Origin of the sequence: Pararhizobium antarcticum, assembly GCF_001885585.1 — a bacterium.
Lineage (GTDB): Bacteria > Pseudomonadota > Alphaproteobacteria > Rhizobiales > Rhizobiaceae > Pararhizobium > Pararhizobium antarcticum.
The window spans coordinates 96,623-121,737 of the sequence record NZ_LSRP01000074.1 but is presented as its reverse complement, the minus strand read 5'-3'; the positions used below and the strand labels follow the sequence as shown (position 1 = coordinate 121,737).

Below are 25,115 nucleotides of genomic sequence, written 5' to 3'. Positions count from 1 at the left end.
CCTTGGCCCGGTGGTTCCATCCTTGCGTTTCGCGACGTTTTAAGCGACCGGATTTCGCCTTGCGTCGAGGACCTTTCGCAAGGTTTCGAGCAGCGGCAACGCTTGAGACAGTGTAGCCACTGGTATTTCAGCGCACAATGCGGCCAGTTCAGGCCCAAGAGCAGTGATCGCGCCGTCCCTGGCCAGACGTCCCGCAGGCATGAGAAACACCCGCTTGGAGCGGCCGTCATGGGTGTCGGGCTCGATCCGGACAAAACCCTTTCCCTCAAGGTGCCCAAGCGTATTGGTCATGGCCCCCTTGGTCACCTGCATCGCCTGCGCGATCGACAAAGGCGTGCGGCCATCGCCCAGGCGGACCAGATGATTGAGCACGGTAAACTGCGACAGGGTCATTCCGTCAGGCATCACCTTTTCAAAGGCATTGCCGGACAGTTGTGCGATGATACCGATCTCGTTCAGGATGCGAAACATTGTCTCGCCATGGTGCGGTCCTGCCGTCATGCACTCCTGATCCGGGTCTCGTAGGGCCAGCGGGGCGCGCCCTTGATATGGGGACCATAGCCGAGCCGAACCAGCATTTGAAGGATCTCGTCCGGCCCGACCTCAAGCGCCTGCCGCATTCCTGCAAAATGCGTCCGCATTTCGGGAAACTCCTGCAAAGCCTGGCTGAACGGATGCATCGACACGCCTGCGGCGGTCGCGGCCAGATTGAGCCTAACATAGTCGCGCCCGGCGGCGATCTGGTCAACGCGGGTGTTACCAGGCGTTTTCTGCCAGAGAAACGCCATGGCCGTATCGAAGGGTTCCTTCAGGATCGGCACCTGCTGCTGAAAGGCCGTCGAAGTCTGGTCGAGCATCTGCTCGCGCGACAGCATGCCTGATATCGCAAGCGTTTCCATCATGGCGCCGGACAGGTCGATACCATCAGGACTGGCCTCGATCTCGGCCCTGCCGATGCGGATGAGATCGATGCTTTCCTTCAACGTATGCGGTGTGGTGATCTCGGTATAATTCGCCTCCCAGGCAAGCGTCCGAAGCGCTGCGACACGGGCTTCCTCATTTGTAAAGGCGATCGATGACGTCCGCGCGGAAGAAGCGATCTGCGCCAGATCTTCTGTCGCAACCGGGCGGGACAGATCGTAGGCCTCCTTGTTGGAGCGTCGGGAAAGCACCTGCGTGAACAACGGGTCAGGTACCACGCCGGCATCTGCTGACAGGCGGATATGGGCCACCGGCCGCGCGTCGAGACGCGGATGCGGTTCGCCGTCCGGAAAGAGCTTGATATCGACGCCATGACCTTCAGCAACCGCGGCCTGCGCGAAAAGCTCGAGAAAACAGCCGAGTCCGATCGTAATCTGCCGATCGAACGGATCGGTGTGCGGCAGGCGTCGGTCTTCCTGACAGAAAAGCGTGACCTCGTTTTCGACCGAGAGATCCGCAAGCCAGGGCTGACGGTTGTGCGGGTTGGGAGCAAGCACGGCATAGGACAGGGCCTTGCGGCGTGGATCGGTTTCCATCCCGCCCGCCATCTCCCGCGCCACGTCCCAGGGTCGCCTGGCCGCGGCCGGATCACGCGTGTTTGCCCAGAGAATACCCCCACCTGCCGCAAGCACGACGCCGCCGCCAATGATGCCCATGAATGACCGTCTCGTTGCCATGCCAGCCTCCATTTGGTTTAATATTAAACTATATAGTTTAATATTAAACCAAATGGAGGCTGGCATGGCAACGAGACGGTCATTCATGGGCATCATTGGCGGCGGCGTCGTGCTTGCGGCAGGTGGGGGTATTCTCTGGGCAAACACGCGTGATCCGGCCGCGGCCAGGCGACCCTGGGACGTGGCGCGGGAGATGGCGGGCGGGATGGAAACCGATCCACGCCGCAAGGCCCTGTCCTATGCCGTGCTTGCTCCCAACCCGCACAACCGTCAGCCCTGGCTTGCGGATCTCTCGGTCGAAAACGAGGTCACGCTTTTCTGTCAGGAAGACCGACGCCTGCCGCACACCGATCCGTTCGATCGGCAGATTACGATCGGACTCGGCTGTTTTCTCGAGCTTTTCGCGCAGGCCGCGGTTGCTGAAGGTCATGGCGTCGATATCAAGCTCTTTCCGGACGGCGAACCGCATCCGCGTCTCGACGCGCGGCCGGTGGCCCATATCCGCCTGTCAGCAGATGCCGGCGTGGTACCTGACCCGTTGTTCACGCAGGTGCTTTCCCGACGCTCCAACAAGGAGGCCTACGATCTGTCCCGCCCGGTTGCGACAGAAGATCTGGCGCAGATCGCTTCTTCCGCGCGGACGTCATCGATCGCCTTTACAAATGAGGAAGCCCGTGTCGCAGCGCTTCGGACGCTTGCCTGGGAGGCGAATTATACCGAGATCACCACACCGCATACGTTGAAGGAAAGCATCGATCTCATCCGCATCGGCAGGGCCGAGATCGAGGCCAGTCCTGATGGTATCGACCTGTCCGGCGCCATGATGGAAACGCTTGCGATATCAGGCATGCTGTCGCGCGAGCAGATGCTCGACCAGACTTCGACGGCCTTTCAGCAGCAGGTGCCGATCCTGAAGGAACCCTTCGATACGGCCATGGCGTTTCTCTGGCAGAAAACGCCTGGTAACACCCGCGTTGACCAGATCGCCGCCGGGCGCGACTATGTTAGGCTCAATCTGGCCGCGACCGCCGCAGGCGTGTCGATGCATCCGTTCAGCCAGGCTTTGCAGGAGTTTCCCGAAATGCGGACGCATTTTGCAGGAATGCGGCAGGCGCTTGAGGTCGGGCCGGACGAGATCCTTCAAATGCTGGTTCGGCTCGGCTATGGTCCCCATATCAAGGGCGCGCCCCGCTGGCCCTACGAGACCCGGATCAGGAGTGCATGACGGCAGGACCGCACCATGGCGAGACAATGTTTCGCATCCTGAACGAGATCGGTATCATCGCACAACTGTCCGGCAATGCCTTTGAAAAGGTGATGCCTGACGGAATGACCCTGTCGCAGTTTACCGTGCTCAATCATCTGGTCCGCCTGGGCGATGGCCGCACGCCTTTGTCGATCGCGCAGGCGATGCAGGTGACCAAGGGGGCCATGACCAATACGCTTGGGCACCTTGAGGGAAAGGGTTTTGTCCGGATCGAGCCCGACACCCATGACGGCCGCTCCAAGCGGGTGTTTCTCATGCCTGCGGGACGTCTGGCCAGGGACGGCGCGATCACTGCTCTTGGGCCTGAACTGGCCGCATTGTGCGCTGAAATACCAGTGGCTACACTGTCTCAAGCGTTGCCGCTGCTCGAAACCTTGCGAAAGGTCCTCGACGCAAGGCGAAATCCGGTCGCTTAAAACGTCGCGAAACGCAAGGATGGAACCACCGGGCCAAGGCTTGACAGGTTCCGCTACTTCTCGAGCGTCGCGACCACTTCCACATGCGACGACCAGAGGAACTGGTCGATCGGTGTCACCGAGGTGATGCGGTAGCCGGCATCGACGAGGATGCGCAGGTCCCGCACCAGCGTCACCGGATTGCAGGAGACGGCGACGATCTTCTTCACGCCAGAGCGGGCGAGTTCCTTCGTCTGGGCTTCCGCGCCGGCGCGCGGCGGGTCGAACACGACGGCGTCGTAGATCTTGAGTTCCGCGGTCATCAGTGGTCGGCGAAGCAGGTCGCGCTTCTCGATCGTCACCGGCTTCAGGCCTTGCGTGTTGCGGGCCGCGTAATCGAGCGCCTTCAACGCCTTGTCCTCACCTTCGACGGCATGGACGCGCGCCGTGCGTGCGATCCTCAGCGCAAAGGTGCCGGACCCCGCAAACAGGTCGGCAACGCGCTTGGCCTTGCCGATATGGCTGGTGACCAGCGCCGCCATGGCGTCTTCGGCCGGTTTGCTCGCCTGGGCAAAGCCGCCGGCAGGCGGCGAGACGGAAATGCCGCCGAAGTCGATGACCGGCTTGTGCGGTTCGATGACGATCTCGCCGTTGAGCGCGACACGGGCAATGCCCTTTTCACCGAGAACGGTTTCGACAGCCATGCGCCGCTGCCGGTCCGGCAGGGCCTTGATGCCCTCGACGGCCAGATCGAGACCGGCGGCCGTTTCCAGAACGGTGATGCGGAAGGGCTCGGCATTGACAGCCATTGCCGCTGCGATGGTGCGGATGGTCGCAAGCCTGGAGACGATGCCCGGGCTTGCGATGGGACATTCGACAATGGAAACGATATTGTGGCTCTCGCGCTCGTTGTAGCCGAGAAGCAGTGATTTTTCCGTGCGCCGGGCGGTAAACACCGTGCGCCGGCGGTCGCCCGGATGGGCTGTCACCAGCGGTCCGACCTCCGCGACCAGCGCTTTGGATTTCAAGGCATCGAGCACGATCTGGCGCTTGAACGACTGGTAGAAGTCGTCGCTGGCATGCTGCAGGCTGCAGCCGCCACAACTGCCGTTTTCGCCTTCAGGGCCGAAATGCCGGCATGTCGGCGCGACGCGATCGGGCGACAGCCCGCTCAGCGACATCACCGTGCCCTTGTCCTTGTTGACCGCAAGGGCTGCGATCTCGCCGGGAAGCGTGAAGGGCACGTAGACAGGGCCGAAAGGACCCCGTGCAATGCCATCGCCGGAGAGGCCGATCTTCTCGATGGTCAGCGTTTCCATGCTCATTCGGTGTCGTCCAGCGTTTCATCGGCTCGTGCGTTATCGTCCAGCGGTTTGCGTCCGGCCAGAAGATATTCCTCGTTGCCGTCACCACCGGCGATCGGCGAGGGGATGAGACCGAGACTTTCCCAGCCCATGTCCTCGGACAGCCAGCGTTCCAGTTCGGCAGCGACCGCCGGTGCCGTCGACGGATCCTTGAGCAATCCGGCCTTGCTGATCGCTTCGCGCCCGGCCTCGAATTGCGGCTTGACCAGCAGGATGCAATGCGCGCCCGGTTCCGCGAGGTCCAAGGCCGGTGGCAGAGCGAGCTTCAGCGAAATGAAGGAGACGTCGGAAACGATGAAGGTAATCGCGCGGCCGTCGAGATGATCCTCGTCCAAAGCCCGCGCATTCAGTCCCTCGATATTGGTGACGCGATCGTCGGCATCGAGGCGCGGATGAAACTGGCCGTGGCCGACATCGATGGAGATCACATGCTCGGCGCCGGCATGCAGCAGAATTTCGGTGAAACCGCCGGTCGAGGCGCCGATGTCGAGGCATTCCTGGCCCTCGGGGGAGAGGCCGAAATGCTCGAGCCCGGCCTTCAGCTTGAGCGCCGCGCGCGAGACATAGGCCTGAACCGGATCATCGATGGTGATCGTCACATCCTCGGGAAAAGTCGAGGATGGCTTGATGACGACGCGGTCATTGACCTTGACGGTGCCGCGCTGGATCGCGTCGCGGGCGCGCGAGCGGCTGGCGACGAGACCAAGGTTCAGGAGAAGCTGGTCGAGGCGGATACTGGTTTTGGGTTCGTTGGACATGGCCCGTCATGGCTGTTCGAGGCCGCCATGGCAAGATGTTTGCCGCGCCCAAGCCGAATAATGCGGCCTTTTGCGATGTTTTGGCCGGCAAACTGAGGAGGACGTGAAAAATTCGTCGATCGCTGGCCGGCATCGGCACCCTTCTGCATGCCAGCGCAAGCTTTGCCTGATCCTGTTGCTTGCAGGGCCAGTTTCCGGGAATTGACCGGGAAGGGAACACAGCCGGGCAATCGAGAGCTTACGCTTCAGTGAATTTTAACGATGCGTGAATAAAATCGGCCAATTGTAGCAGAAAGTCGCCGGCATGACGTCGGAGAACATTTGCCCGGTCTGACATGATGACTTGTCCGGTTCCATTGATCGGGAGCACACCGCTCCTTCTGAAACGCCGGAGTCCCGCATGCGCCGTCCGAACATCAAGACAACCCTGATCAGCCTGTTTGCAATCATCGCGATCGTTGTCGCCGCCCTGTAGTGGTTTTCCGTCAGCGGCATGCGGACGCTCAACGCCAACACGAATGAAATTGCGGACAACTGGCTGCCCAGCGTCTCGGCTGCCCGGAAGATGGAATCCGCGCTGCTCGCGGAGCGTCTCGCCTATGCAAGGCACCTTCTGGCCGTCAACAAGGAACAGATGACCAAGGCCGGCACGGCCGTCGCCGATCAGTCCGCGGCCACGGATAATGTCCTTGGCGTCTATGAAGCTTTGATTTCCAGCGACAACGAACGGTTGCTCATGGCTTCGCTTCGCGAAGGTTTTGCCGCATACCGCAAGCTTGGCGTCGAAATGCTCGAGCTGTCCGGTGACAACGACAAGGAATTTGCCAAGGTTCTCTTTGAGGGTGAGATGGGGGCCGAAGCCACCAAGATCACGGCTGCAATCGAGGAACTGGTCGCGCTCAACAACACGGGCTCGGACGCGGCGCAGATGGCCAGCACCAAGGCTTACAATTCTGTCCTGCTGGAAGTGTTCATCTCCATCGGGATCGCGGCGCTGGTGCTGATTATCGCAGTCACCTTTGCGGTTCGTGGCATTGCGCGTCCTATCCAGGGCATCACCGGCTCCATGACCCGTCTTGCTGAAGGTGACGCCGATACGGCCGTGCCCTATGCCGGCCGTCGTGACGAGATCGGCGAAATGGCCGGTGCCGTTGAGGTGTTCCGTCAGTCGGCGCTCGAGAACCGCCGGCTTGAGGCCGACGGAAAGGAACAGCGCGCCCTCGCCAAGGCGGAAAAAGTCCGGGTTGCGCAAGAGGCGGAAGCCGCCGCACAGGCCCGCCTGCTGCAGGCGACATCGGGCCTCGCTTCCGGGCTGAAGCGCCTTGCCGCCGGTGACCTGTCGTTCCAGCTGAACGAACCCTTCGCCCCGGATTTCGAGGCGCTGCGTCACGATCTCAACACGGCTGTCGCCCAGCTCGGCCAGACACTGCTTGCCGTCACCCATTCGGCCGGCTCGATCGACAATGGCAGCCGCGAGATCAGCAGCAGCTCCGACGATCTGTCGAAGCGCACAGAACAGCAGGCGGCCTCGCTTGAGGAAACGGCAGCGGCGCTGGACCAGATCACGGTCAACGTCTCCAACTCCTCCAAGCGCGCCGAAGAGGCACGCAACGTGGCGATCCAGGCCAATGCCAGTGCCGCCGAATCCGGGACCGTTGTCGCCAACGCGGTCGATGCCATGCAGAAGATCGAGCAATCCTCCAGCCAGATCTCCAGCATCATCGGCGTCATCGACGAAATCGCCTTCCAGACGAACCTGCTGGCCCTGAATGCGGGTGTCGAGGCGGCTCGTGCCGGCGATGCGGGCAAGGGCTTTGCGGTCGTTGCACAGGAAGTCCGCGAACTGGCGCAGCGATCGGCCAAGGCTGCCAAGGAGATCAAGGACCTGATCCGCAACTCCAGCAACGAAGTCGAAGGCGGGGTCAGACTGGTGCGGGCGACCGGCGAGGCTTTGAAAACCATCGAGCAATACGTCATCACCATCAACCAGCACATGGATGCGATTGCCACGTCGTCGCGCGAGCAATCGGTCGGTCTGGCGGAGGTCAATACCGCCGTCAACCAGATGGACCAGGTGACCCAGCAGAATGCCGCCATGGTCGAGGAGACCAATGCGGCAAGTGCGACGCTTGCGATGGAATCAAGCCGTCTGCGCGAACTGATCGCAGCCTTCCAGCTCACTGGCGGCACCCAGCAATCCAGCGGTCACCGCCGCGCGGCCTGAGCCTGGACAACAGGTTTCCTGCCATCATCGCTCCCGATGTCCGGGGGCGATTGTCTTTTCTGGCGGAGCGCGCTGGCTTTGCTGCGAAAGACCCGCAGGCCGCCGCGCAACGTTGGCTTTGCCGCTTGCGTCGCCAGCGTTTTTGCGGAAAGCGGAAAGGCCCATGCCTGCCGGCGCTGGTGGATTGACGGGGTGCTGTACCTGTCGACCCTGCGTTAACCGGAAAATCAAACACCGCTCGATAAATGCCGGAAAAACGGGCATGGAGGAAGCAGCAGGAAATTGGCATCGGCATGGTCAAGGCGCGGGAAAACAGAATTGATCTGATTCGGGGGCTGTCGCTGCTCCTGATCTTCGTCGGCCATTCGAGTTTCAGCTTTTCGGAAGGGCTGCAGCATTCCCGCGGCTTCGCCGACGCATCGGAACTGTTCGTGCTGATGGCCGGCATTTCCGCAGCCCTGGCCTATTATCCACGCGGTGGCGCGCTTGATTTTCCGTCTTTGGCGGCCAAGCCGTTGCGGCGCGCGGGGAAGATCTACGCGGTTCATGTGGCCTTGCTTGTCGGACTGGTCGGCCTGTTTTCCGTCGGCCTGGCCAAGGATCTGCCGATCTTTGCGCAGGCGAGTGCGATTCTCGGTCTGACGGGCTTCTGGAGCGATCCGCTGGGCAATCTCGCGTCGATTTTTCTGCTGCGGTATATGCCCGGAAATTTCGACATTCTGCCGATGTATGTGATCCTCATCGCCTGCGTGCCGCTGTTCCTCTATCTGAACGACCGCGCGCCGAAACTGCTCATTTGCGGGTCGTTGCTCGTCTGGCTGGGTGCCGGTTTCGGCCATGTCAATTTCGTGAACACGGCGCTTCCGGAAGGACACTGGTACTTCGACCCGCTGTCCTGGCAGCTTATATTCCTGATCGGCCTGGTCATCGGCGTCCGCCTCAAGACCGGCCGGCCGGCACTGCCTTACAACCGTGCCCTGTTTATTGCCGCGGCGGCTTTCTGTGTTCTGGCAGTTCCCGCCAACATCCTGTTCCACTTTCATTTCATTGAGCCACCGTCGGAATGGCTTTACCGCGCGATGACCAGCAAGACCAATGACGGCATCCTGCGGCTCGTCAATGCGATCGCCATCGTCTACGTGCTCTGGAACATCGAGGCGGTCCGGCGTCTGGCCGACGGGTCTTTCCTGCAGCCGATCTGCGTGATCGGGCGCCACAGCATGCCGGTCTTCATCACCGGTCTCCTGCTTTCGGATCTGATGACCGTGAGCATGGGATTGCCGCGCTCGCTGACGCTTCCCGAACAGATCCTTCTGATGACGGCGGGCGTTCTGCTGCAACTGGTTGTCGGCCAGTATCTGGAAGCCCGCAAGAATTGCACGTCCCTGTCACGGTCGCACCCAGCCCCTGCCGAAGCCAAAGGCGCGACGCGCTAGACGCCTTGGGCGGGATGGGCCGGTGCAGCCTTCAGCCGGCAACTCCGACGCCGACCTGCTTCTGGCCGAGCGCCTTGAACACCGTCGCGACGATGCCGGCGCGGTCGAGGCCGGCCTTGGCATACATGACCTCGGGCTTGGCCTGTTCCATCCACATATCCGGAAGCACGAGCGGGCGAACCTTGAGGCCGCTGTCGAGCAGGCCCTCATGGGCGAGAAACTGCATCACATGGCTCCCGAAACCACCGACGGCACCTTCCTCGATCGTGATCAGCACCTCATGGTGGCGCGCCAGCTGAAGGATTAGCGCGTGGTCGAGCGGCTTTGCAAAGCGCGCATCGGCAACCGTCGTCGACAGGCCTGCCGCATCGAGGTCCTCGGCGGCGAGCAGGCAGTCGGCAAGCCGCGTGCCGAAGGACAGCAGGGCCACCTTGGAACCCTGCTTCACCAGCCGGCCCTTGCCGATTTCCAGGATCTGGCCACGCTCGGGCATGTCGACGCCGACACCTTCGCCGCGCGGATAGCGAAACGAGATAGGCCCGTCGTCATAGGCAGCGGCGGTGCGCACCATATGCTTCAGTTCCGCCTCATCGGCAGCCGCCATGACCACGAAACCGGGCAGGGTGGCGAGATAGGTCGTATCGAACGCGCCCGCATGGGTCGGGCCGTCGGCGCCGACAAAGCCGGCGCGGTCGATCGGAAAGCGCACCGGCAGACCCTGGATCGCCACGTCGTGCACCACCTGGTCGTAGCCGCGCTGCAGGAAGGTCGAGTAAAGCGCACAGAAGGGCTTGTAGCCTTCGGAGGCGAGGCCGGCGGCAAACGTCACCGCGTGCTGTTCGGCAATGCCGACATCAAAGCAGCGCGAGGGGTGGGCGAGCGCAAACTTGTCGAGCCCCGTGCCGGACGGCATGGCCGCGGTGACCGCGACGATCTTGTCGTCGAAGCCGCCTTCCTGCGTCAGCGCTTCGGCAAAAACCGAAGTATAGGCGGGTGCGTTCGGCTTGGCCTTGGCCTGCGCACCGGTGATCACGTCGAACGTATTGACGCCGTGATACTTGTCAGCCGCAGCTTCCGCCGGTGGATAACCCTTGCCCTTTTGCGTCACGACATGGATCAGCACCGGGCCCTTGGAATTGTCGCGGACATTGCGCAGGACCGGCAGCAGGTGTTCGAAGGAATGCCCGTCGATCGGGCCGATATGGTAGAAACCCAGTTCTTCGAACAGGGTACCGCCGGTGACGTAGCCGCGCGCATGTTCGACGGCGCGGGTGATCGCCCGGTCCACCGTCTTGCCGAGATAGGCGGTCAGCTTTTTGCCGAGATCGCGGAAGCCCATATAGGTCCGGCCGGAGGCAAGCCGCGCCAGATAGGCGCTCATCGCACCGGTCGGCGGCGCGATCGACATGTCGTTGTCGTTGAGGATGACGATCAGCCGTGCATCGAGCGCGCCGGCATTGTTCAGCGCCTCATAGGCCATGCCGGCCGACATCGCACCGTCGCCGATGACGGCAATGACGTTGCGATGCTCACCCGACAGGTCGGCTGCCACCGCCATGCCGAGGCCAGCGGAAATCGATGTCGACGAATGGGCGGCACCGAAGGGATCGTATTCGCTCTCGGCGCGGCGGGTAAATCCGGACAGGCCGTTTTCCTGGCGCAACGTGCGGATCCGGTCGCGGCGACCGGTCAGGATCTTGTGTGGATAACACTGGTGGCCGACATCGAAGATCAGCCGGTCATGCGGCGTGTTGAACACCTTGTGGATGGCGATTGTCAGTTCGACGACGCCAAGCCCGGCGCCCAGATGCCCGCCGGTGCGCGACACCGCATCGACCATTTCGGCGCGCAGTTCCGTCGCCAGCTGCGGCAGATCCTTGTCGTCGATTTTCTTGAGATCATCAGGAATGTGCACCTGATCGAGCAGAGGGGTCGCCGGCATCGGATTGACTGGCAGTTGTGTCACGCTGAAAGGCCTTCATTCCCGCGCCTTTCATGAGACGCGTTTCCTGATGAATATCCGCAAAAAGCGTCTTTAAACACAATCACCATCGATTGCAAAAGCGGTTTTTTGTCGCGATACAAACAGGGAGTTTAACGAATATTACCGTTCGGGCAAAGGGATAAACTCGTCTTCGTCTCCGGGCACGATGTCGAAGCGGCCGCTGCGCCACTCTTCCTTGGCCTGCTCGATCCTCTCCTTGGAGGAAGAAACGAAATTCCACCAGACATGCCGGGCCGAGCCCATGGCCGCGCCACCGAACAGCATGATGTGACACCCCTGCGCACCAGCGGTGACGGTAATCTCGTCGCCCGGGCGAAAGACGAGAAGCTGGTTGCTGGCGAAATGGTCGCCGGCAATGATCGCCTCGCCCTCGAGAATATAGAGCGCACGTTCCTCCCACTGTGCAGCAAACGGCGCGCTCCGGCCGGCTTCGATGGTCAGATCGACATAGAGGGTATCGGAAAACACCGAGACCGGCGATCCCATGCCCTCGAAGGAACCGATGACGATGCGGCCCTGCAGACCCCTGTCGGAAAACGCCGGCAGATCGCGTTTCTCTGTATGCGCGAAAATTGGGGCGATCTCTTCATACTGGTCGGGCAGGGCAAGCCAGGTCTGCAGGCCCGAAATCGATTGCGGTTTTCCGCGCAGGTTTTCCGGGGAGCGTTCCGAATGCACGATGCCGCGCCCGGCGGTCATCAGGTTGAGGTCGCCCGGCGCGATAACCATTTCCGTGCCGAGACTGTCGCGATGCTTGATCTCGCCGTCGAAGAGATAGGTGACTGTGGACAGCCCGATATGCGGATGCGGTCGCACGTCCAGCGCTTCGCCCGCTTTAAGAAGGGCCGGGCCCATGCGATCGAAGAAGATGAACGGCCCGACCAGCCGGCGCTTGGCCGTTGGCAGCGCCCGGCGCACCTGAAGATTGCCGATGTCGCTGGTGCGCGGAATGATCAGATGCTCGATCGCATCGCAGGCCGGTGCATCGCCGACGCTCGGATCGTTTCCGGGGAAGAAGGACATGGGTTACAACTCCTATTTTCCATTCGCAGCCATGGCCGTCTCTATATCGGTCAACAATGGTTGCAGTCGTTGACTGATCGTCTCCCAGATCATCGGGCGGCTGATCCGATCATAATCATGCCGAAGCATGTTGCCGATGCCTCATATTTGCGCGCCCGGCGTCTATCCCGCCGCCTTTTCCGTTCGCCGCATGATGCCGAGCGTCGCCAGCCAGAGAACGACGCCGAGCCCGATCAGGCAGGCGGCAATGAAATATTGCACCGGCTCGCGCCCTGTCCAGGGCCCGGCGAGGAACGCGCAGGTGATCGCACCGAGGATCGGCACGATCGTTGGCGTGCGAAAATGCTTGTGCTCGACCGTGTCCCTGCGCAGCACCAGCACGGCGATGTTGACCACAGCAAAGACGCAGAGCAGCAAAAGCGCCGTTGTGCCGCCGAGTTCCGGCACGCCGCCAGCAAGGGTGATCAGCGCAATGGCCAGCGCCGTCGTGAACAGGATCGCGATATAGGGCGAATGGCGGCTTTTGTGGACCCGCCCGAGCACTGCCGGAATGACGCCCTCGCGGCCCATGCCGTAAAGCAGGCGGCTTGCCATCATCATGTTGATGAGTGCCGAATTGGCGACGGCGAGCATGGTGATCAGGCCGAAAATGCTGATCGGAAAGCCGGGTGCCCCGGCCTGAACCACCTTCAGCAACGGCGTTTCGCCTTCGCCAAGATCTTCAGCCGAAACCAGCGTGATCGCCGAGATCGAGACAAGCATGTAGATCGCACCGGTGATCAGCAGACCGCCCAGCAGCACCTTCGGGAAGATCTTGCTGGGGTTCTTGCACTCCTCCGCCATGTTGACGGAGTCCTCGAAGCCCACCATGGCGAAAAAGGCGAGCGTGGTTGCCGCGACGACGGGCCAGAAGACGCCGCTGCTGCCTTCCGGCGGCACGAAGGTCCAGATCCGCGAGACATCGCCCTGGCCATGGCCGATCGCCCAGAAGCCGATGGCGATGATCAGCAAAAGCCCGCTCAACTCGATCACGGTCAGCACGACATTGAGCTTAACGCTCTCGCCGACGCCGCGAAAGTTGATCGCCGCAACAAGCGCGATGAAAAGCACCGCAACCGCAATGACACCGGCTTCGCCCATGTCCATTCCAAGGCCGGCAGAGAAATTTGCGGCAAAGGCCCGCGATGCGGTCGCAGCCGATGTGATGCCGGACGACATCACGGCAAAGGCGACGATGAAGGTCAGGAAATGGACGCCGAAGGCCTTGTGCGTATAGAGCGCTGCACCGGCTGCCTGCGGGTATTTCGTCACCAGTTCGAGATAGCTGAAGGCCGTCAGAAGGGCGACGACAAAGGCCACCAGAAAGGGCAGCCAGACGACACCGCCGACTTCGGCAGCAACCTGTCCCGTCAGGGCATAGATGCCGGTGCCGAGAATGTCGCCGATGATGAACAGCAGCAACAGCCCCGGGCCCATCACCCGTTTCAACTCAGGTTGTTTTCCCGCTGTGCCCGATTCCGTCGTTGCCATTTGTATCTCCCTTCACATGCCGATCATGACCGGCACGGCTGCTCACCTGATGGGAACTAGCCTTTTGAAATGCAAAGTGAAGGAGGCATTCGAACAGAGGTCCGGGATTTTCCCGGACCGCCCCTTAGGCCCCGTCGAGCGGTTCCACTCCAGCAGGTTTGCCGGCCCTGTCGAGGCGGATCTTCTCGATGCGGTTTTCGGCAGCGTTCAGCAGGGCCTCGCAATGTTTCTTCAGCGCTTCGCCGCGCTCGTAGATCTCGATGGATTTGTCGAGCGCCACGTCGCCGCGCTCGAGCGCCGAGACGATCGCCTCAAGTTCCTCGACGGCCTTTTCGAACGAGAGGGTGGAAACATCGATTTGCGGTGCGGTGGTCATGATTACCCTCTCATCAGGCGCAGGATGTGGATGGCGGCCGATTCGGCCAGTCCCTCGAGGTCATAGCCGCCTTCGAGCAGGCTGACGACCCGGTTTCCGGCCGTGCGATCGGCCAGTTCCATCAGCCGCGCCGTGACCCAGTCGAAGTCGTCGGCCACCAGATTGATCTGTGCCAGCGGATCGCGGTGGTGGGCGTCGAAGCCGGCCGAGATCAAAATGAAATCGGGCTTGAAGTCCGTGAGCGAACTCAGCACCCGCGATTTGAACGCCTCGCGGAAATGGTCGCTGCCGGTATTGGCCGACAAAGGCGCGTTGACGATGTTCCCGGCGCCGGTCTCGTGCTTGGCCCCGGTGCCGGGATAAAGCGGCATCTGGTGCGTCGAGCAGAACAGCACCGACGGATCGTCCCAGAAGATATCTTGCGTGCCGTTGCCGTGATGCACGTCCCAGTCGACGATGGCGACACGCTCGGCGCCGTGTTTCTGCTGGGCGTGGCGGGCGGCAATCGCCACATTGTTGAAGAAGCAGAAGCCCATGGCCTTGTTCTTCTCGGCATGGTGGCCAGGCGGGCGCGACGCGACGAAGGCGTTGTCGGCCTTGCCGGAAAACACCGCATCCACGGCGGCGATCGCTCCGCCGATACCGGTCAGTGCCGCCTGCAGGCTGGCGGGGCTTGCATGGGTGTCTGCCTCGAAAGAATTGATGCCCTCTTCCGGAATGACCGACATGACGGTGCGCAGGTGCGCTTCGGGGTGCGCCAGAAGCACATAGTCCTCGTTCGCCTGCGGCGCTTGAAGGCGCGTCAGGGGCTGGAAATTCTCGTGCTCCAGCGCAAGATTGAGCGCCTTCAGCCGGTCCGGCCGCTCCGGATGGCCGTCCGGCACCTTGTGTTCCAGGAAGATCGGGTTTTCGTAGAGGATGGTTGTCATGGGGGAAACCTAGGCGCTGGGGGTTTCAAGGTCCATGGGATAGGTAGAACGGCCGGCTGTTTTCAACAGGGGAAGACGACAAACCTGCATTCTGTGCGCCGCAATGTCTGGTGATTGGAAAAGAGACATTCTCCAATCTCCGTCATTCCTGTGCTCGTCACAGGAATCCAGTCGCCCCAGTCTTTGGGCGAAAAGAGTCTTTTGACCCGACAGACGTCGGGTCGCTGGATCCCGGAACAAGTCCGGGATGACGGAAAGCAAGGCCGCCAAACATCGACCATCAAGCCCGGTGAGGAAGCAACGGATAGCCGGCCAGAACCGCGCGGGCGGCGAGCGCGGCGATGCCCGCCTTGAGGATATCGCCCGGAACGAAGGCCAGCGTACCGATCGTTGCCTTGGTGAGGCCGAGACCTGTCGGGCCGTAGGCGAGCCAGAGCACACCCATGAGATGGTCCACCAGAATGCCGCCGACGACCGCGGCCAGAAAAAAGCCGCTGATCTGCGCAAACCCCGACTGGCGGGCGTTAACGAAGCGCTCCGACAGGAACCCCGCGACGAATGCAGCAAACGCGAAGCCGACGAGATAGCCGGCCGGAGGAGCCACGAAGACGCCAAGCCCGCCCCGTCCGCCTGCAAGAACCGGCAGCCCGATCGCAGCCAGAAGCAGGAACAGGAGAACGGCGGCTGTTCCGCGCTTGGCGCCGAGGATCAGCCCCGCCAGCATGACGCCGAGCGATTGCGCATGGATCGGCACGGGCACCAGCGACACGCTGACCGGAGGCACGAGGCCGAGAGCGACGATGATGGCGGTGAAAAGGGCGGTCAGAACGAGGTCTCTCGTGCTCATAAAAGCGATTCCTTACGTTGCAGGTCTATGCCTTTTGATTTCTTATGCCCCGCGCGTCAATGGCGCCCGCCACCTCATCGGCACTCTTCAGGGTCAGAATGATTAGCGGAACCACCACCGTCAACGGCCGTAGCTTGATGCCCCGCGCCAGATGGGCGTCGCGGACCGACTGGTAATGACCCGTGATATCCGGCACGAAGCGGATCACCAGCCCGATCGCAAGGCCGATATCGGCCGCGTTGACGAGACCCATGCGTTCCAGCGGCCGCGCGGCCTCCGTCGCAACCTCGATAAAGGCGCTGACCGTCGTCGTCGCGGTCACGGATGCGGCCAAAAGCATCAGCACGCTCAGCCGCAGCAGCGCGACGGTGGCTTCTTCGGCGGACTGGACGAGAAAACTGAACAGCGCGACCACGGCGATCGTCCACAACACCGGACGTAGTCGATGCAGCGACACTTTGAACCCGAGCGGCAGCATGGCGTAGAGATAAATCGCAAGCGCCAGCGCCGTGCCGAGCGCAAGCGGCGAGCGTGTCAGGAACAGAAGGATGCTGGCCAGCATCAGCCCGGCGAGTTTCACCCGCGGCGACAGCCTGTGCAGGGCGGTGTTGCCGTCCACGTAAAGTGTCTTCATGCCGCGATCTCGCGATAAAGTTCAACCATCTTCGCCGGCGGCCCGTCCCCGCACAGCCGGCCCTCGTGAAACAAAAGCACCCTGTCGAAATCGGCGATCAGGTCGAGATCGTGGCTGATGACGATGACATGCTCGTCCAGCCCGTCAATGGTTCTGCCAACCAGAGCGCGGTTGCGGATGTCGAGCTGGTTGGTCGGCTCGTCCATGATCAGGATATCCGGTGCAGTCACAAGAACGGACGCCAGCGCGGCAAGCTGGAGCTCGCCGCCGGACAACTCATGCACCCGCCGCGACCCGAGATGGCCGATGCCGAACCGCAGGAGAACGGCTTGCGTCCGCGCTTCGATCTCCGCCTTTGAAAGCCCGCGTCCCTTGAGCCCGAGTGCAATGTCCTCGGAAACGATCGGCAGGATGAGCTGGTTCTGCGGGTTCTGGAAGATGAAACCGGCCTGTCCGAGCACCGCCTTGTCGTCCGTGACGGTATCCAGTCCGTTGACCGTGACCGAGCCGGAAGTCGGCTTCACGAGACCGTTGATCAGCCGGGCAAAGGTTGTCTTGCCGGAACCGTTGAGACCGATGATGCCGATGCGCCGCTCGCGCAATGTCAGCGTCAGCGGATGGAGCGCGATGCGATCCCCGAAACGGACCGTGGAATCGGCAAAGCATATGTCCAACCGTGATCTCCCGCGCGATATCGGGGCTCTATAGGACGAATTTTCACCGAATGGAAATCGGCCATGCATCTTGCCGTAAACCGATATGTCTTGCTCTTGAACAAAAAGTGAACATCTGCGTAGATTGCACATATGTCGATTCTCGTCTCCAACCGCGATGCGCGCCTGATCTTCCTCAACCGCCAGGGGCTTGCGGCCGCGCCCAACCGTGCGCTTGGCAAGCAGGGCCTGCTGGCGCTCATCCAGGATCTTGGTTTCGTCCAGGTCGACAGCATCCAGACGATCGAGCGAGCCCATCACCAGATCCTGTTTTCCCGCAACCAGACCTATCGCCGCGAGGACCTGAGCGAGCTTCTGGAAAAGGACGGTGCGCTTTTCGAACACTGGACGCATGATGCCTCGATCATCCCGAGCGCCTTTTTCGCCTATTGGAAACATCGCTTTGTCCGCCGCGAACTGGTTCTGCGGGAGCGCTGGCGCAAGTGGCACGGCGAGGGTTTTGACGCGGCCTTCGAGGAGACCTTGCAGCGCATCACGGACAACGGACCCACCATGTCGCGCGATATCAAGGTCGCCGACCACAAGTCCGGCGGCTGGTGGAACTGGCACCCCAACAAGACGGCGCTTGAATTCTACTGGCACACCGGCAAGCTCGCCATCGCCGGCCGCCGCAATTTCCAGAAGGTCTATGACCTTGCCGAGCGCGTTCTGCCCGCCCATCACTATGCGCCGGAAGTCAGCGAAGCCGCCTTCATCGACTGGTGCTGCCGCGCAGCGTTGACCCGTCTCGGTTTTGCCACCCATGGCGAGATCGCGGCATTTTTTGCGCTTGTGTCGCCCGAAGAGGCCAAGGACTGGGTGGTGGCCCATCGCGACGAACTCTGCGAGGTGCTGATTGCGCCGGCCGACGGCGGCAAGCCGCGCCCGTCCTATGCCTTCCTGGGGTTCCCGGACACGCTCGGCACGCTGGTCGATCCGCCCGCCCGGATCCGCGTTCTCAGCCCCTTCGATCCCCTGATCCGGGACCGGAACCGCACCGAACGCCTGTTCGGGTTTTTCTATCGCATCGAGGTCTTCGTGCCAGAGGCCAAGCGCGAATACGGTTATTACGTCTTTCCGCTGCTTGAAGCCGACCGCCTCGTTGGCCGCATCGACATGAAAGCCGATCGCAAGGCCGGCACGCTGGATGTCAAGCGCCTCTGGTGGGAGCCCGGCGTCAAGCCATCCACCGGGCGCCTGGATCGGCTCGCGGCAGAGCTGGCGCGGCTGGCAAAATTCACCGGCGTCGAGAGCGTTCGCTTTCTCGACGGCTGGCAGGGGTAGCATGTTCTACAGGAACGGCTGCAATGCCTCTTCCACCCGGCCGTAATCCGTGGACGACAGCGGCAATACGGGACGCGGCGGCGCGCACCGACACAGATCGAGACAGGCGGCGATCGCATACATCACCCGGAAGCTGCCGAATTCCCTGAACAAGGACCAGAGCGGCTCGAAGGTCGCGTTCAGGCGCTGTGTTTCCGCAGCATTGCCGGCCTGTGCGGCGCGCGTCAATTGCAGCGCAGGCGTGGGAAGCAGACCGGCCACGACGCTGTACCAGGCGTCGGCGCCGGACAACAGGGCGTCTGCGGCCCCCCAGTCGCCGCTGTAGCCGATGCTGAAATCCGGCCGGGTTTGCGCGCGCAGCAGGGCCAGTTCGCCGGAAAAATCCGCGTCGGCCGGCAAGGGCATTTTCACGGCAGCAATGCCGGGAATGGCCGCGAGACGGGCGATCAACGCCGGGCGGAAGGTGAATTTCGTTGTGCCCGGATTGTTGTAGATGCAGATCGGCAGGCTGGTGACGCCAGCGACGGCGCAAAAGTGCTGGAACACCTCTTCCTCGGTGAGCGGCGTGTAGGACATGGGCGCAAGCAGCAGACCGTCTGCGCCGGCCGCGCCGGCATCCCGTGCCAGCGCCTGAACCGCGTCGGTCCTCAAAGCCCCGATGCCGACGATGACAGGCTTGCGGCCGGCAACGCAATCGACGGCGGCCTGAACGGCGCGGCTGCGTTCGTCGCGCGACAGATAGGCATAACCGCCGGTGCTGCCGAGGAGGCCGATCGAATCCGCGCCGGACGTGTAGATTCGGTCCAAGAGACCGTGCAGCGGTTCGATCTCGACCCGCCCTTCTGTATCGGTCGGCGTCGGTGGAAAGGCGCAGAGGCCATGAAACAGTTTCAAGATCTACTCTCCATGATGGTCGCTGGCATGTCGGCGGAAAGCCGGAGCCGATCTCCGATGACGGCATGCCGCTTTTACTTGCCCGCCGCATAGAGGCTTCGGCTGATCCCGTGGCGCTGCAGCTTGTCATAGAAGGTCTTGCGCGGAATGCCCAGCGCCTCGAGGGTGCGGCGCACGTCGCCATCATGGGCCGACAGGGCCTCGCGCAGCATGTCGGCCTCGTAGCGTTCGAGCCGTTCCGGCAGGGTTCCTGCGGATGGTTCGGGCGCGGCGGGTGCAGCTTTGCCGCCCTCCAGCCCCAGCACGACGCGATCAGCGAAATGCGAGAGTTCACGGACATTGCCCGGCCAGGCATGCGTCATCAGATGCTGGCGCACGGCATTGGAGACGTCCGGGATATCCCGGTTGAAGCGGGCGGCGGCGCGGCCGGCGAAATGCAGGAAGAGCAACGGTATATCCTCGCGCCGTTCGCGCAGCGGCGGGATGGAGATCGTCACGACATTCAGCCGGTAGTAGAGATCCTCGCGGAAATCGCCGCGCAGGGCCGGATTGCCGAGATCGATCTTGGCGGCTGCGACGACACGCAGGTCGACCGGCCGCACCTCGTTGACGCCGAGTGGCGAGATCTCGCGCATTTCCAGCACGCGTAGCATCTTCACCTGTGTCGCGGCCGGCATGCTTTCGATCTCGTCGAGAAACAGCGTGCCGCCGCTGGCATGCTCGATCCGGCCGATGCGCCTTTTCTGCGCACCGGTGAAGGCGCCGGCCTCATGGCCGAAAAGCTCGCTCTCGATCACTGTCTCGGGCAGCGCGCCGCAGTTGAGGGCTACGAAATGGCCGCGCCGGCGCCGGCTCCACTGATGCAGCGTCTGGGCAACGACCTCCTTGCCGCTGCCGGTTTCGCCGGCCACGAGCACGTCGACATCGGTATCGGCAATGTGGCGCAGGATGCTGCGCAGGTTTTCCATCGCCGGCGTCTGGCCGATCAGCGGCAGGCCATCCTGCGCAGCCTCGGCCGCATGGCGCAGCGCCCGGTTTTCCAGGACGAGCCGCCGCTTCTCGGCCGCCCGTCGCACGCTCTGCACCAGCCGTTCGGCCGGAAACGGCTTGGCGATGAAATCATAGGCCCCGGCCTGCAGCGCCTGCACGGCCATCGGAATATCGCCATGTCCGGTCATCAGGATTACAGGCAGATCCGCATCCATGGCCTTCAGTCTGGCAAAGAGCTGCAGCCCGTCGATTTCAGGCATGCGGATATCGCTGACGACGGGCCCCTCGAAATCCGGCGACAGCATCTCTAAGGCTGCCTTGGCGCTGGCAAAGGACGAAACCGAGAACCCGGCGAGTTCCAGCGTCTGCATGGTGGCGCGGCGCAGGTCCCGGTCATCGTCGATCAGCGCAACGGGAATTGGCGTGTCCATGGTATCAGGCCCTCTTCAGATGAATGGCAAAGCGGCTGCCGTCGCTGTCGCTCGAAACGTCGATCCGGCCGCCATAGTCCTCGACAATGTCCTTGGCGATCACCAGCCCGAGCCCCAGCCCGCTTTCCTTGGAGGTGTTGAACGGCGTGAACAGGTTGTCGCGGATGGTGGCCGCGATGCCGGGGCCATTGTCGGATACCGTCACGGTCACGCTGTCCCCGTCCTCGTCGACGGTGATGGCGACCCGCCCGTCGGCTGCCTTGGGCGCCACCGCTTCCAGCGCGTTCTGGACGAGATTGATCAGCACCTGCTCCAGGCGAATGCGGTTGCCCATCACTTTCAAATCGGGCGAGGGCCGCGCGATGTCGAGCCTGTCCATGCGCCCGGCAAAGCGGCTGCGCAGCAGCATCAGGGCGCCATCGATGATGTTGCCGATGTCGGTCGGCGCAGCGGCGATGCGTCCCTTGCGGGCAAAGGTCTTGAGATCGTCGGTGATCGTACCGATCCGCTCGGTCAGCGCTGCTATGCTTTCGAGATTGTCCACGGCCGGTGTCAACTGGCCGCGATCGATAAAGGTCCGTGCATTGTCGGCAAAGGCGCGGATCGTCGCCACCGGCTGGTTGATCTCATGCGCGACGCCAGCCGCGACCTGACCAAGGATTGACAGGCGGTTGGCCTGGACGAGATCCTGCTGCACCGCCTGCAGGCGGCTTTCGGTGCTGCGATGGTCGTTGATTTCCGCTTGCAGCCGGTCGCGCGCCCGGCTGAGATCGATCGTCCGTTCTTCGACGCGACGTTCGAGTTCAGCCCGCGTCCGTTCTTCCCTGTCGAGGCGCAGCGCGGTGGCATGGCGCCGGCGCAAAAGCAGGGCAGCCCCCGCCACAACAGGCAGAAGGGCCAGCATCGCCAACAGGCGCGCCTCGCGCATGCCGGCGTCGATGGTCGGTCCGAGCGGCGCCAGGTGCTGCAACTGCCAGGGCGTTTCCGCCACGGGCAGGCCGACCTCGAGAAAGCGGGTCTTTCCAGTATCGCCGGGCATAACGATGCGCACGCGCTCGGCTTTGCCGGTATCGCCGGGCATGACGATGCGCACGCGCTCGGCCCGCTCGTCTAGAGACCCATCCGTGTCGAATGGCAGCGGCTGCAGCGGCGCATCGCCGAACTGCAGGCTTTCGCGGATCGCCACGAGACGCGTGTTGGGGATCTTGCCGATGGTCATAAAGCGCCAGGAGGGAATGCTGGTGATCAGCACGATGCCGCGATCGTCGATCACATAGCTTGGCGTGCCGGATGCGGCCCAGTCGGCCTCGACGGCATCGAACTCGACCTTGACGACGACGACGCCGAGCGGCGTTTTTTTACCCTCGCGTTCCCCGTCGATGCGCTGCGAGATGTAGAGCCCGGGTTTCTTGCTGACGCTGCCCAACGCGAAATGCTCTGCCCGGCCGTCGTTCAGGGCGCCCTGGAAATAGGCCCGGAAGCGATAGTCATTGCCGACGAAGCTCGTCGGTTCGCGCCAGTTGCTGGCCGACATCGCGATGCCATCCGGCCCGATGACATAGATGACGGACTCCTGCGTTCCCGCCGACAGCGTTTCGAGCTTGCGGTTGAGCTGATCGCGCTCGCCTGCGCTGCCGCCGGCAAGGGTCGCCGCAAGGTCCTTGTCCCTGGACAGGACGAAGGGCAGGGCCCGGTATTTTTCGAGCACCGTCCGCAACAAAGCGGCATTCAGGCTTGCATCGATCCGCGCCTGCTGCGCCACCGATGTCTCGGCGCGGCGCTTTCCGATCTCGCCGCTGACCGCAAGGCTCGCGACGACGGCCACCAGGCAGACAAGGCCGAAGATGATCCACGAACGGCGAATGCCTGTGCGCAAGGGATCGGGTGGCGAGAGCCGGGCGGGGAGGGAAAAAAACATGGGAGATTTGTGCATATTTCTGCACGGACTGTAAATAGTCGTGTGCGGATTTCCGCACGAATGAGCTCATCGGAGATTTCGATGTCTGGTTAAAGCATTTATTTTCAGATGCTTAGAGGATCTGCAGAAACTGGCACGGCGCTTGCGAATGGTTTTGCCAACAACGGCTTCGTCGTTGGATTTGAAGCAAATGGCCCGGGAGGCCGGAATTCGTTCCGGACGGGTCTCATGGAGGACATCATGATTGCAGCATTCGATGCGGCCGCAAAGCCGGCAGAAAAGACACCCTTCTACCGCCATCTCTATGTGCAGGTTCTGGTCGCGATCGCCGCCGGCATTCTGCTTGGCCATTTCTATCCGGAATTCGGCACGCAGCTGAAGCCGCTCGGCGATGCCTTCATCAAGCTGGTGAAGATGATCATCGCGCCGGTCATCTTTCTCACGGTCGCCACCGGCATCGCCGGCATGAGCGACCTGCAGAAGGTCGGCCGCGTCGCTGGCAAGGCCATGCTGTACTTCCTGACCTTCTCGACGCTTGCGCTGATCATCGGTCTGATCGTCGCCAATGTAGTGCAGCCCGGCGCCGGCATGAACATCGATCCGGCCTCGCTCGATCCTTCGGCGGTCGCGACCTATACCGAAAAGGCCCATGAGCAGAGCATTGTCGGCTTCCTCACCCATATCATCCCGACAACGATCGTCGGCGCCTTCGCCGATGGCGACATCCTGCAGGTGCTGTTCTTCTCCGTCCTGTTTGGCCTGTCGCTGGCCATGGTCGGCGAGAAGGGCGAGCCCGTCGTCAACTTCCTCAACGCGCTGACGGCGCCGGTGTTCAAGCTGGTCGCCATTCTGATGAAGGCCGCCCCGATCGGTGCCTTCGGCGCCATGGCCTTCACCATCGGCAAATACGGCGTCGGCTCGATCGCCAACCTTGCCATGCTGATCGGCACCTTCTACGTGACGGCGCTTCTGTTCGTCTTCGTCGTGCTCGGCGCGGTTGCCCGTTACAACGGCTTCTCGATCGTCGCCCTCCTGCGCTACATCAAGGAGGAACTGCTTCTGGTGCTCGGCACGTCGTCGTCGGAAGCGGCCTTGCCGGGCCTGATGGACAAGATGGAAAAGGCCGGCTGCAAGCGCTCGGTTGTCGGTCTGGTCATACCGACCGGCTATTCCTTCAATCTCGACGGCACCAATATCTACATGACGCTGGCGGCCCTGTTCATCGCCCAGGCAACCGGCATCGAGCTGTCCTGGGGCGATCAGATCCTGCTGCTGCTGGTGGCCATGCTCAGCTCCAAGGGCGCTGCCGGTATCACCGGCGCTGGCTTCATCACGCTGGCCGCCACGCTTTCGGTCGTGCCGGCCGTGCCGGTCGCCGGCATGGCGCTGATCCTCGGCATTGATCGCTTCATGTCGGAATGCCGGGCGCTGACCAATCTCGTCGGCAATGCGGTTGCAACCATCGTCGTCGCCCGCTGGGAAAACGAACTCGACACGGTGCAGCTGGCAGCAGCCCTGGGCGGCACGCGCGAGGACGAGGTGCCGCTGGCAGGCCTTCAACCGGCCGAATAACGCCACGTTTCGATAAAAGGGGGCGGCTTGAGTCTGTTCAGGCAGACCAGCCGCCCTTTGCTGTTTTCGACAATAGCGGCGTTGAAAATGCGCCAAGGGTGCGGTCCGGCCAATGCGCGCCCCGCTCTGCAAGCCGCGCCCGCCAGCGGTCCGATTGCAGCATGGCGGCGCCGATGCCGACAGGCTCGATGCCGGCGATCGCCAGAAGCGAAAGCCCGGCGACGATCGAGCTGCCACTCGAAATCACGTCGTCGACCAGAACCACGCGGCGGCCCTGCAAGAGCGGCAGCATGCGCGGATCGATATAGAGCCGCTTGACCTGGTCCGGCGTGGTGATCGACGACATCGGCACCGAAAGGTCCGCGTCGTACCAGAACTTCTTCGACGTGCCGAGCGGTACGTAGCGGCTGTGGCCGAGCGCGCGGGCAACGCCGCTGGCAAGCGTCAGCCCCAGCGTCGGAAGCCCGACGATCACGTCCGGCCGAAACGCGGTGAGCCTGTCCGCGAGTTGCTCCGACAGCGCATCCTGTACGGCAAAGCTCGCCTGGTTGATGATCAGCGATGCCAGCGCATGATGGCCATCCGCAAGCGGCCGGATCGGCAGGCGCAAGTGCCGCCCGTCGCCAAGCGTTGCGGGATAGAAATCCCGATGCTCGGCCAGCGGATCGACGGTCGCGGGCGGATGCAGTTCCTGCCAGAAGTCATGCGGCTGCATGGTATTTCCCCTTTTCAGCGAAGGCCACGAATATCCATGCGATAACAGCAGGATCGGCCTTCGATTCCGGCTGGTTTTCCACTATACCGGCAGGGCGTCAAGTCGAAGCATGCGCTCAGTGTCCGGGTATACGGGCAAGGCGCCCGTTCCAG

Annotated in this window: 22 protein-coding genes and 1 pseudogene; 7 read left to right on the top strand and 16 right to left on the bottom strand. The window is 62.5% G+C overall.

The window, feature by feature from the left end; genetic code table 11:
• Positions 1–39 precede the first annotated feature (39 nt).
• Positions 40–501 carry a MarR family winged helix-turn-helix transcriptional regulator gene (locus AX760_RS07985; protein ID WP_071832445.1) on the bottom strand — a complete coding sequence of 154 codons (462 nt, stop codon included), beginning with the start codon at positions 499–501 and terminating at the stop codon, positions 40–42.
• A complete protein-coding gene (locus tag AX760_RS07980; protein ID WP_071832446.1) occupies positions 498–1,658 on the bottom strand; it encodes an Acg family FMN-binding oxidoreductase in 1,161 nt (386 codons plus the stop codon). The genes AX760_RS07985 and AX760_RS07980 overlap by 4 nt, the downstream gene beginning before the upstream one ends.
• Before the next feature lie 64 nt (positions 1,659–1,722).
• On the opposite strand from AX760_RS07980, the gene AX760_RS07975 reads away from it, so the two are divergent.
• A complete protein-coding gene (locus AX760_RS07975; RefSeq protein ID WP_071832446.1) occupies positions 1,723–2,883 on the top strand; it encodes an Acg family FMN-binding oxidoreductase in 1,161 nt (386 codons plus the stop codon).
• Positions 2,880–3,341 carry a MarR family winged helix-turn-helix transcriptional regulator gene (locus tag AX760_RS07970; protein WP_071832445.1) on the top strand — a complete coding sequence of 154 codons (462 nt, stop codon included), beginning with the start codon at positions 2,880–2,882 and terminating at the stop codon, positions 3,339–3,341. The genes AX760_RS07975 and AX760_RS07970 overlap by 4 nt, the downstream gene beginning before the upstream one ends.
• 53 nt (positions 3,342–3,394) lie before the next feature.
• Here the strand turns inward: AX760_RS07970 and AX760_RS07965 are convergent, their stop codons facing one another.
• The gene (locus AX760_RS07965; RefSeq protein WP_071832444.1) at positions 3,395–4,645 is read right to left on the bottom strand and encodes a class I SAM-dependent RNA methyltransferase; all 1,251 of its coding nucleotides are present in this window, start codon (positions 4,643–4,645) and stop codon (positions 3,395–3,397) included.
• Positions 4,642–5,442, bottom strand: a complete 801-nt coding sequence (locus tag AX760_RS07960; RefSeq protein WP_071832443.1) for a TlyA family RNA methyltransferase — start codon at positions 5,440–5,442, stop codon at positions 4,642–4,644. Before AX760_RS07960 ends, AX760_RS07965 begins: the two co-directional genes overlap by 4 nt.
• A 493-nt stretch (positions 5,443–5,935) precedes the next feature.
• On the opposite strand from AX760_RS07960, the pseudogene AX760_RS28270 reads away from it, so the two are divergent.
• The 3 genes and pseudogenes from AX760_RS28270 to AX760_RS07945 all read left to right on the top strand — a co-directional run.
• Positions 5,936–6,373: pseudogene (locus AX760_RS28270) on the top strand (MCP four helix bundle domain-containing protein); the annotation flags it as partial.
• Positions 6,371–7,666, top strand: coding sequence for a methyl-accepting chemotaxis protein (locus tag AX760_RS07955; RefSeq protein ID WP_425348826.1), 1,296 nt, complete (start codon positions 6,371–6,373; stop codon positions 7,664–7,666). The pseudogene AX760_RS28270 and the gene AX760_RS07955, both read left to right, overlap by 3 nt.
• A 293-nt stretch (positions 7,667–7,959) precedes the next feature.
• Positions 7,960–9,102, top strand: coding sequence for an OpgC family protein (locus tag AX760_RS07945; protein WP_175552035.1), 1,143 nt, complete (start codon positions 7,960–7,962; stop codon positions 9,100–9,102).
• Positions 9,103–9,133: 31 nt separating this feature from the next.
• On the opposite strand, the gene dxs is transcribed toward AX760_RS07945, so the two are convergent.
• From dxs to AX760_RS07905, 8 genes are all read right to left on the bottom strand, one after another.
• Complete coding sequence (dxs, locus tag AX760_RS07940) at positions 9,134–11,044, bottom strand: 1-deoxy-D-xylulose-5-phosphate synthase (RefSeq protein ID WP_071832440.1); 1,911 nt, start codon at positions 11,042–11,044, stop codon at positions 9,134–9,136.
• A gap of 162 nt (positions 11,045–11,206) precedes the next feature.
• The gene (locus tag AX760_RS07935) at positions 11,207–12,130 is read right to left on the bottom strand and encodes a pirin family protein (protein ID WP_071832439.1); all 924 of its coding nucleotides are present in this window, start codon (positions 12,128–12,130) and stop codon (positions 11,207–11,209) included.
• Positions 12,131–12,292: 162 nt separating this feature from the next.
• On the bottom strand, positions 12,293–13,660 hold the full coding sequence (locus AX760_RS07930) for an APC family permease (protein WP_071832438.1): 1,368 nt from the start codon (positions 13,658–13,660) through the stop codon (positions 12,293–12,295).
• A gap of 124 nt (positions 13,661–13,784) precedes the next feature.
• Positions 13,785–14,036: an exodeoxyribonuclease VII small subunit gene (locus AX760_RS07925; protein WP_071832437.1), complete on the bottom strand. Its 252-nt coding sequence runs from the start codon at positions 14,034–14,036 to the stop codon at positions 13,785–13,787.
• A 2-nt stretch (positions 14,037–14,038) separates the two neighbouring features.
• A complete protein-coding gene (locus tag AX760_RS07920) occupies positions 14,039–14,965 on the bottom strand; it encodes a histone deacetylase family protein (protein WP_071832436.1) in 927 nt (308 codons plus the stop codon).
• Positions 14,966–15,245: 280 nt separating this feature from the next.
• A complete protein-coding gene (locus AX760_RS07915) occupies positions 15,246–15,812 on the bottom strand; it encodes a biotin transporter BioY (protein ID WP_071832435.1) in 567 nt (188 codons plus the stop codon).
• A 25-nt stretch (positions 15,813–15,837) separates the two neighbouring features.
• The gene (locus AX760_RS07910) at positions 15,838–16,446 is read right to left on the bottom strand and encodes an energy-coupling factor transporter transmembrane component T family protein (RefSeq protein WP_071832434.1); all 609 of its coding nucleotides are present in this window, start codon (positions 16,444–16,446) and stop codon (positions 15,838–15,840) included.
• Positions 16,443–17,120: an energy-coupling factor ABC transporter ATP-binding protein gene (locus tag AX760_RS07905; RefSeq protein ID WP_071832433.1), complete on the bottom strand. Its 678-nt coding sequence runs from the start codon at positions 17,118–17,120 to the stop codon at positions 16,443–16,445. The genes AX760_RS07910 and AX760_RS07905 overlap by 4 nt, the downstream gene beginning before the upstream one ends.
• A gap of 132 nt (positions 17,121–17,252) precedes the next feature.
• Between AX760_RS07905 and AX760_RS07900 the strand changes: the two genes are divergently transcribed.
• Complete coding sequence (locus tag AX760_RS07900) at positions 17,253–18,443, top strand: winged helix-turn-helix domain-containing protein (RefSeq protein WP_071832432.1); 1,191 nt, start codon at positions 17,253–17,255, stop codon at positions 18,441–18,443.
• Positions 18,444–18,449: 6 nt separating this feature from the next.
• On the opposite strand, the gene AX760_RS07895 is transcribed toward AX760_RS07900, so the two are convergent.
• The 3 genes from AX760_RS07895 to AX760_RS07885 form a co-directional block, all read right to left on the bottom strand.
• Positions 18,450–19,337 (bottom strand): dihydrodipicolinate synthase family protein, encoded by an 888-nt coding sequence (locus AX760_RS07895; protein ID WP_071832431.1) that lies wholly within the window; start codon positions 19,335–19,337, stop codon positions 18,450–18,452.
• A 74-nt stretch (positions 19,338–19,411) separates the two neighbouring features.
• The gene (locus tag AX760_RS07890) at positions 19,412–20,758 is read right to left on the bottom strand and encodes a sigma-54-dependent transcriptional regulator (RefSeq protein WP_071832430.1); all 1,347 of its coding nucleotides are present in this window, start codon (positions 20,756–20,758) and stop codon (positions 19,412–19,414) included.
• A gap of 4 nt (positions 20,759–20,762) precedes the next feature.
• Positions 20,763–22,691, bottom strand: coding sequence for a sensor histidine kinase (locus AX760_RS07885; protein ID WP_071832429.1), 1,929 nt, complete (start codon positions 22,689–22,691; stop codon positions 20,763–20,765).
• Positions 22,692–22,916: 225 nt separating this feature from the next.
• Between AX760_RS07885 and AX760_RS07880 the strand changes: the two genes are divergently transcribed.
• Positions 22,917–24,248, top strand: coding sequence for a dicarboxylate/amino acid:cation symporter (locus tag AX760_RS07880; RefSeq protein WP_071832467.1), 1,332 nt, complete (start codon positions 22,917–22,919; stop codon positions 24,246–24,248).
• A gap of 37 nt (positions 24,249–24,285) precedes the next feature.
• Here AX760_RS07880 and AX760_RS07875 read toward each other — a convergent pair whose 3' ends face one another.
• Positions 24,286–24,963, bottom strand: coding sequence for a phosphoribosyltransferase (locus AX760_RS07875; RefSeq protein ID WP_071832428.1), 678 nt, complete (start codon positions 24,961–24,963; stop codon positions 24,286–24,288).
• Positions 24,964–25,115: the final 152 nt, after the last annotated feature.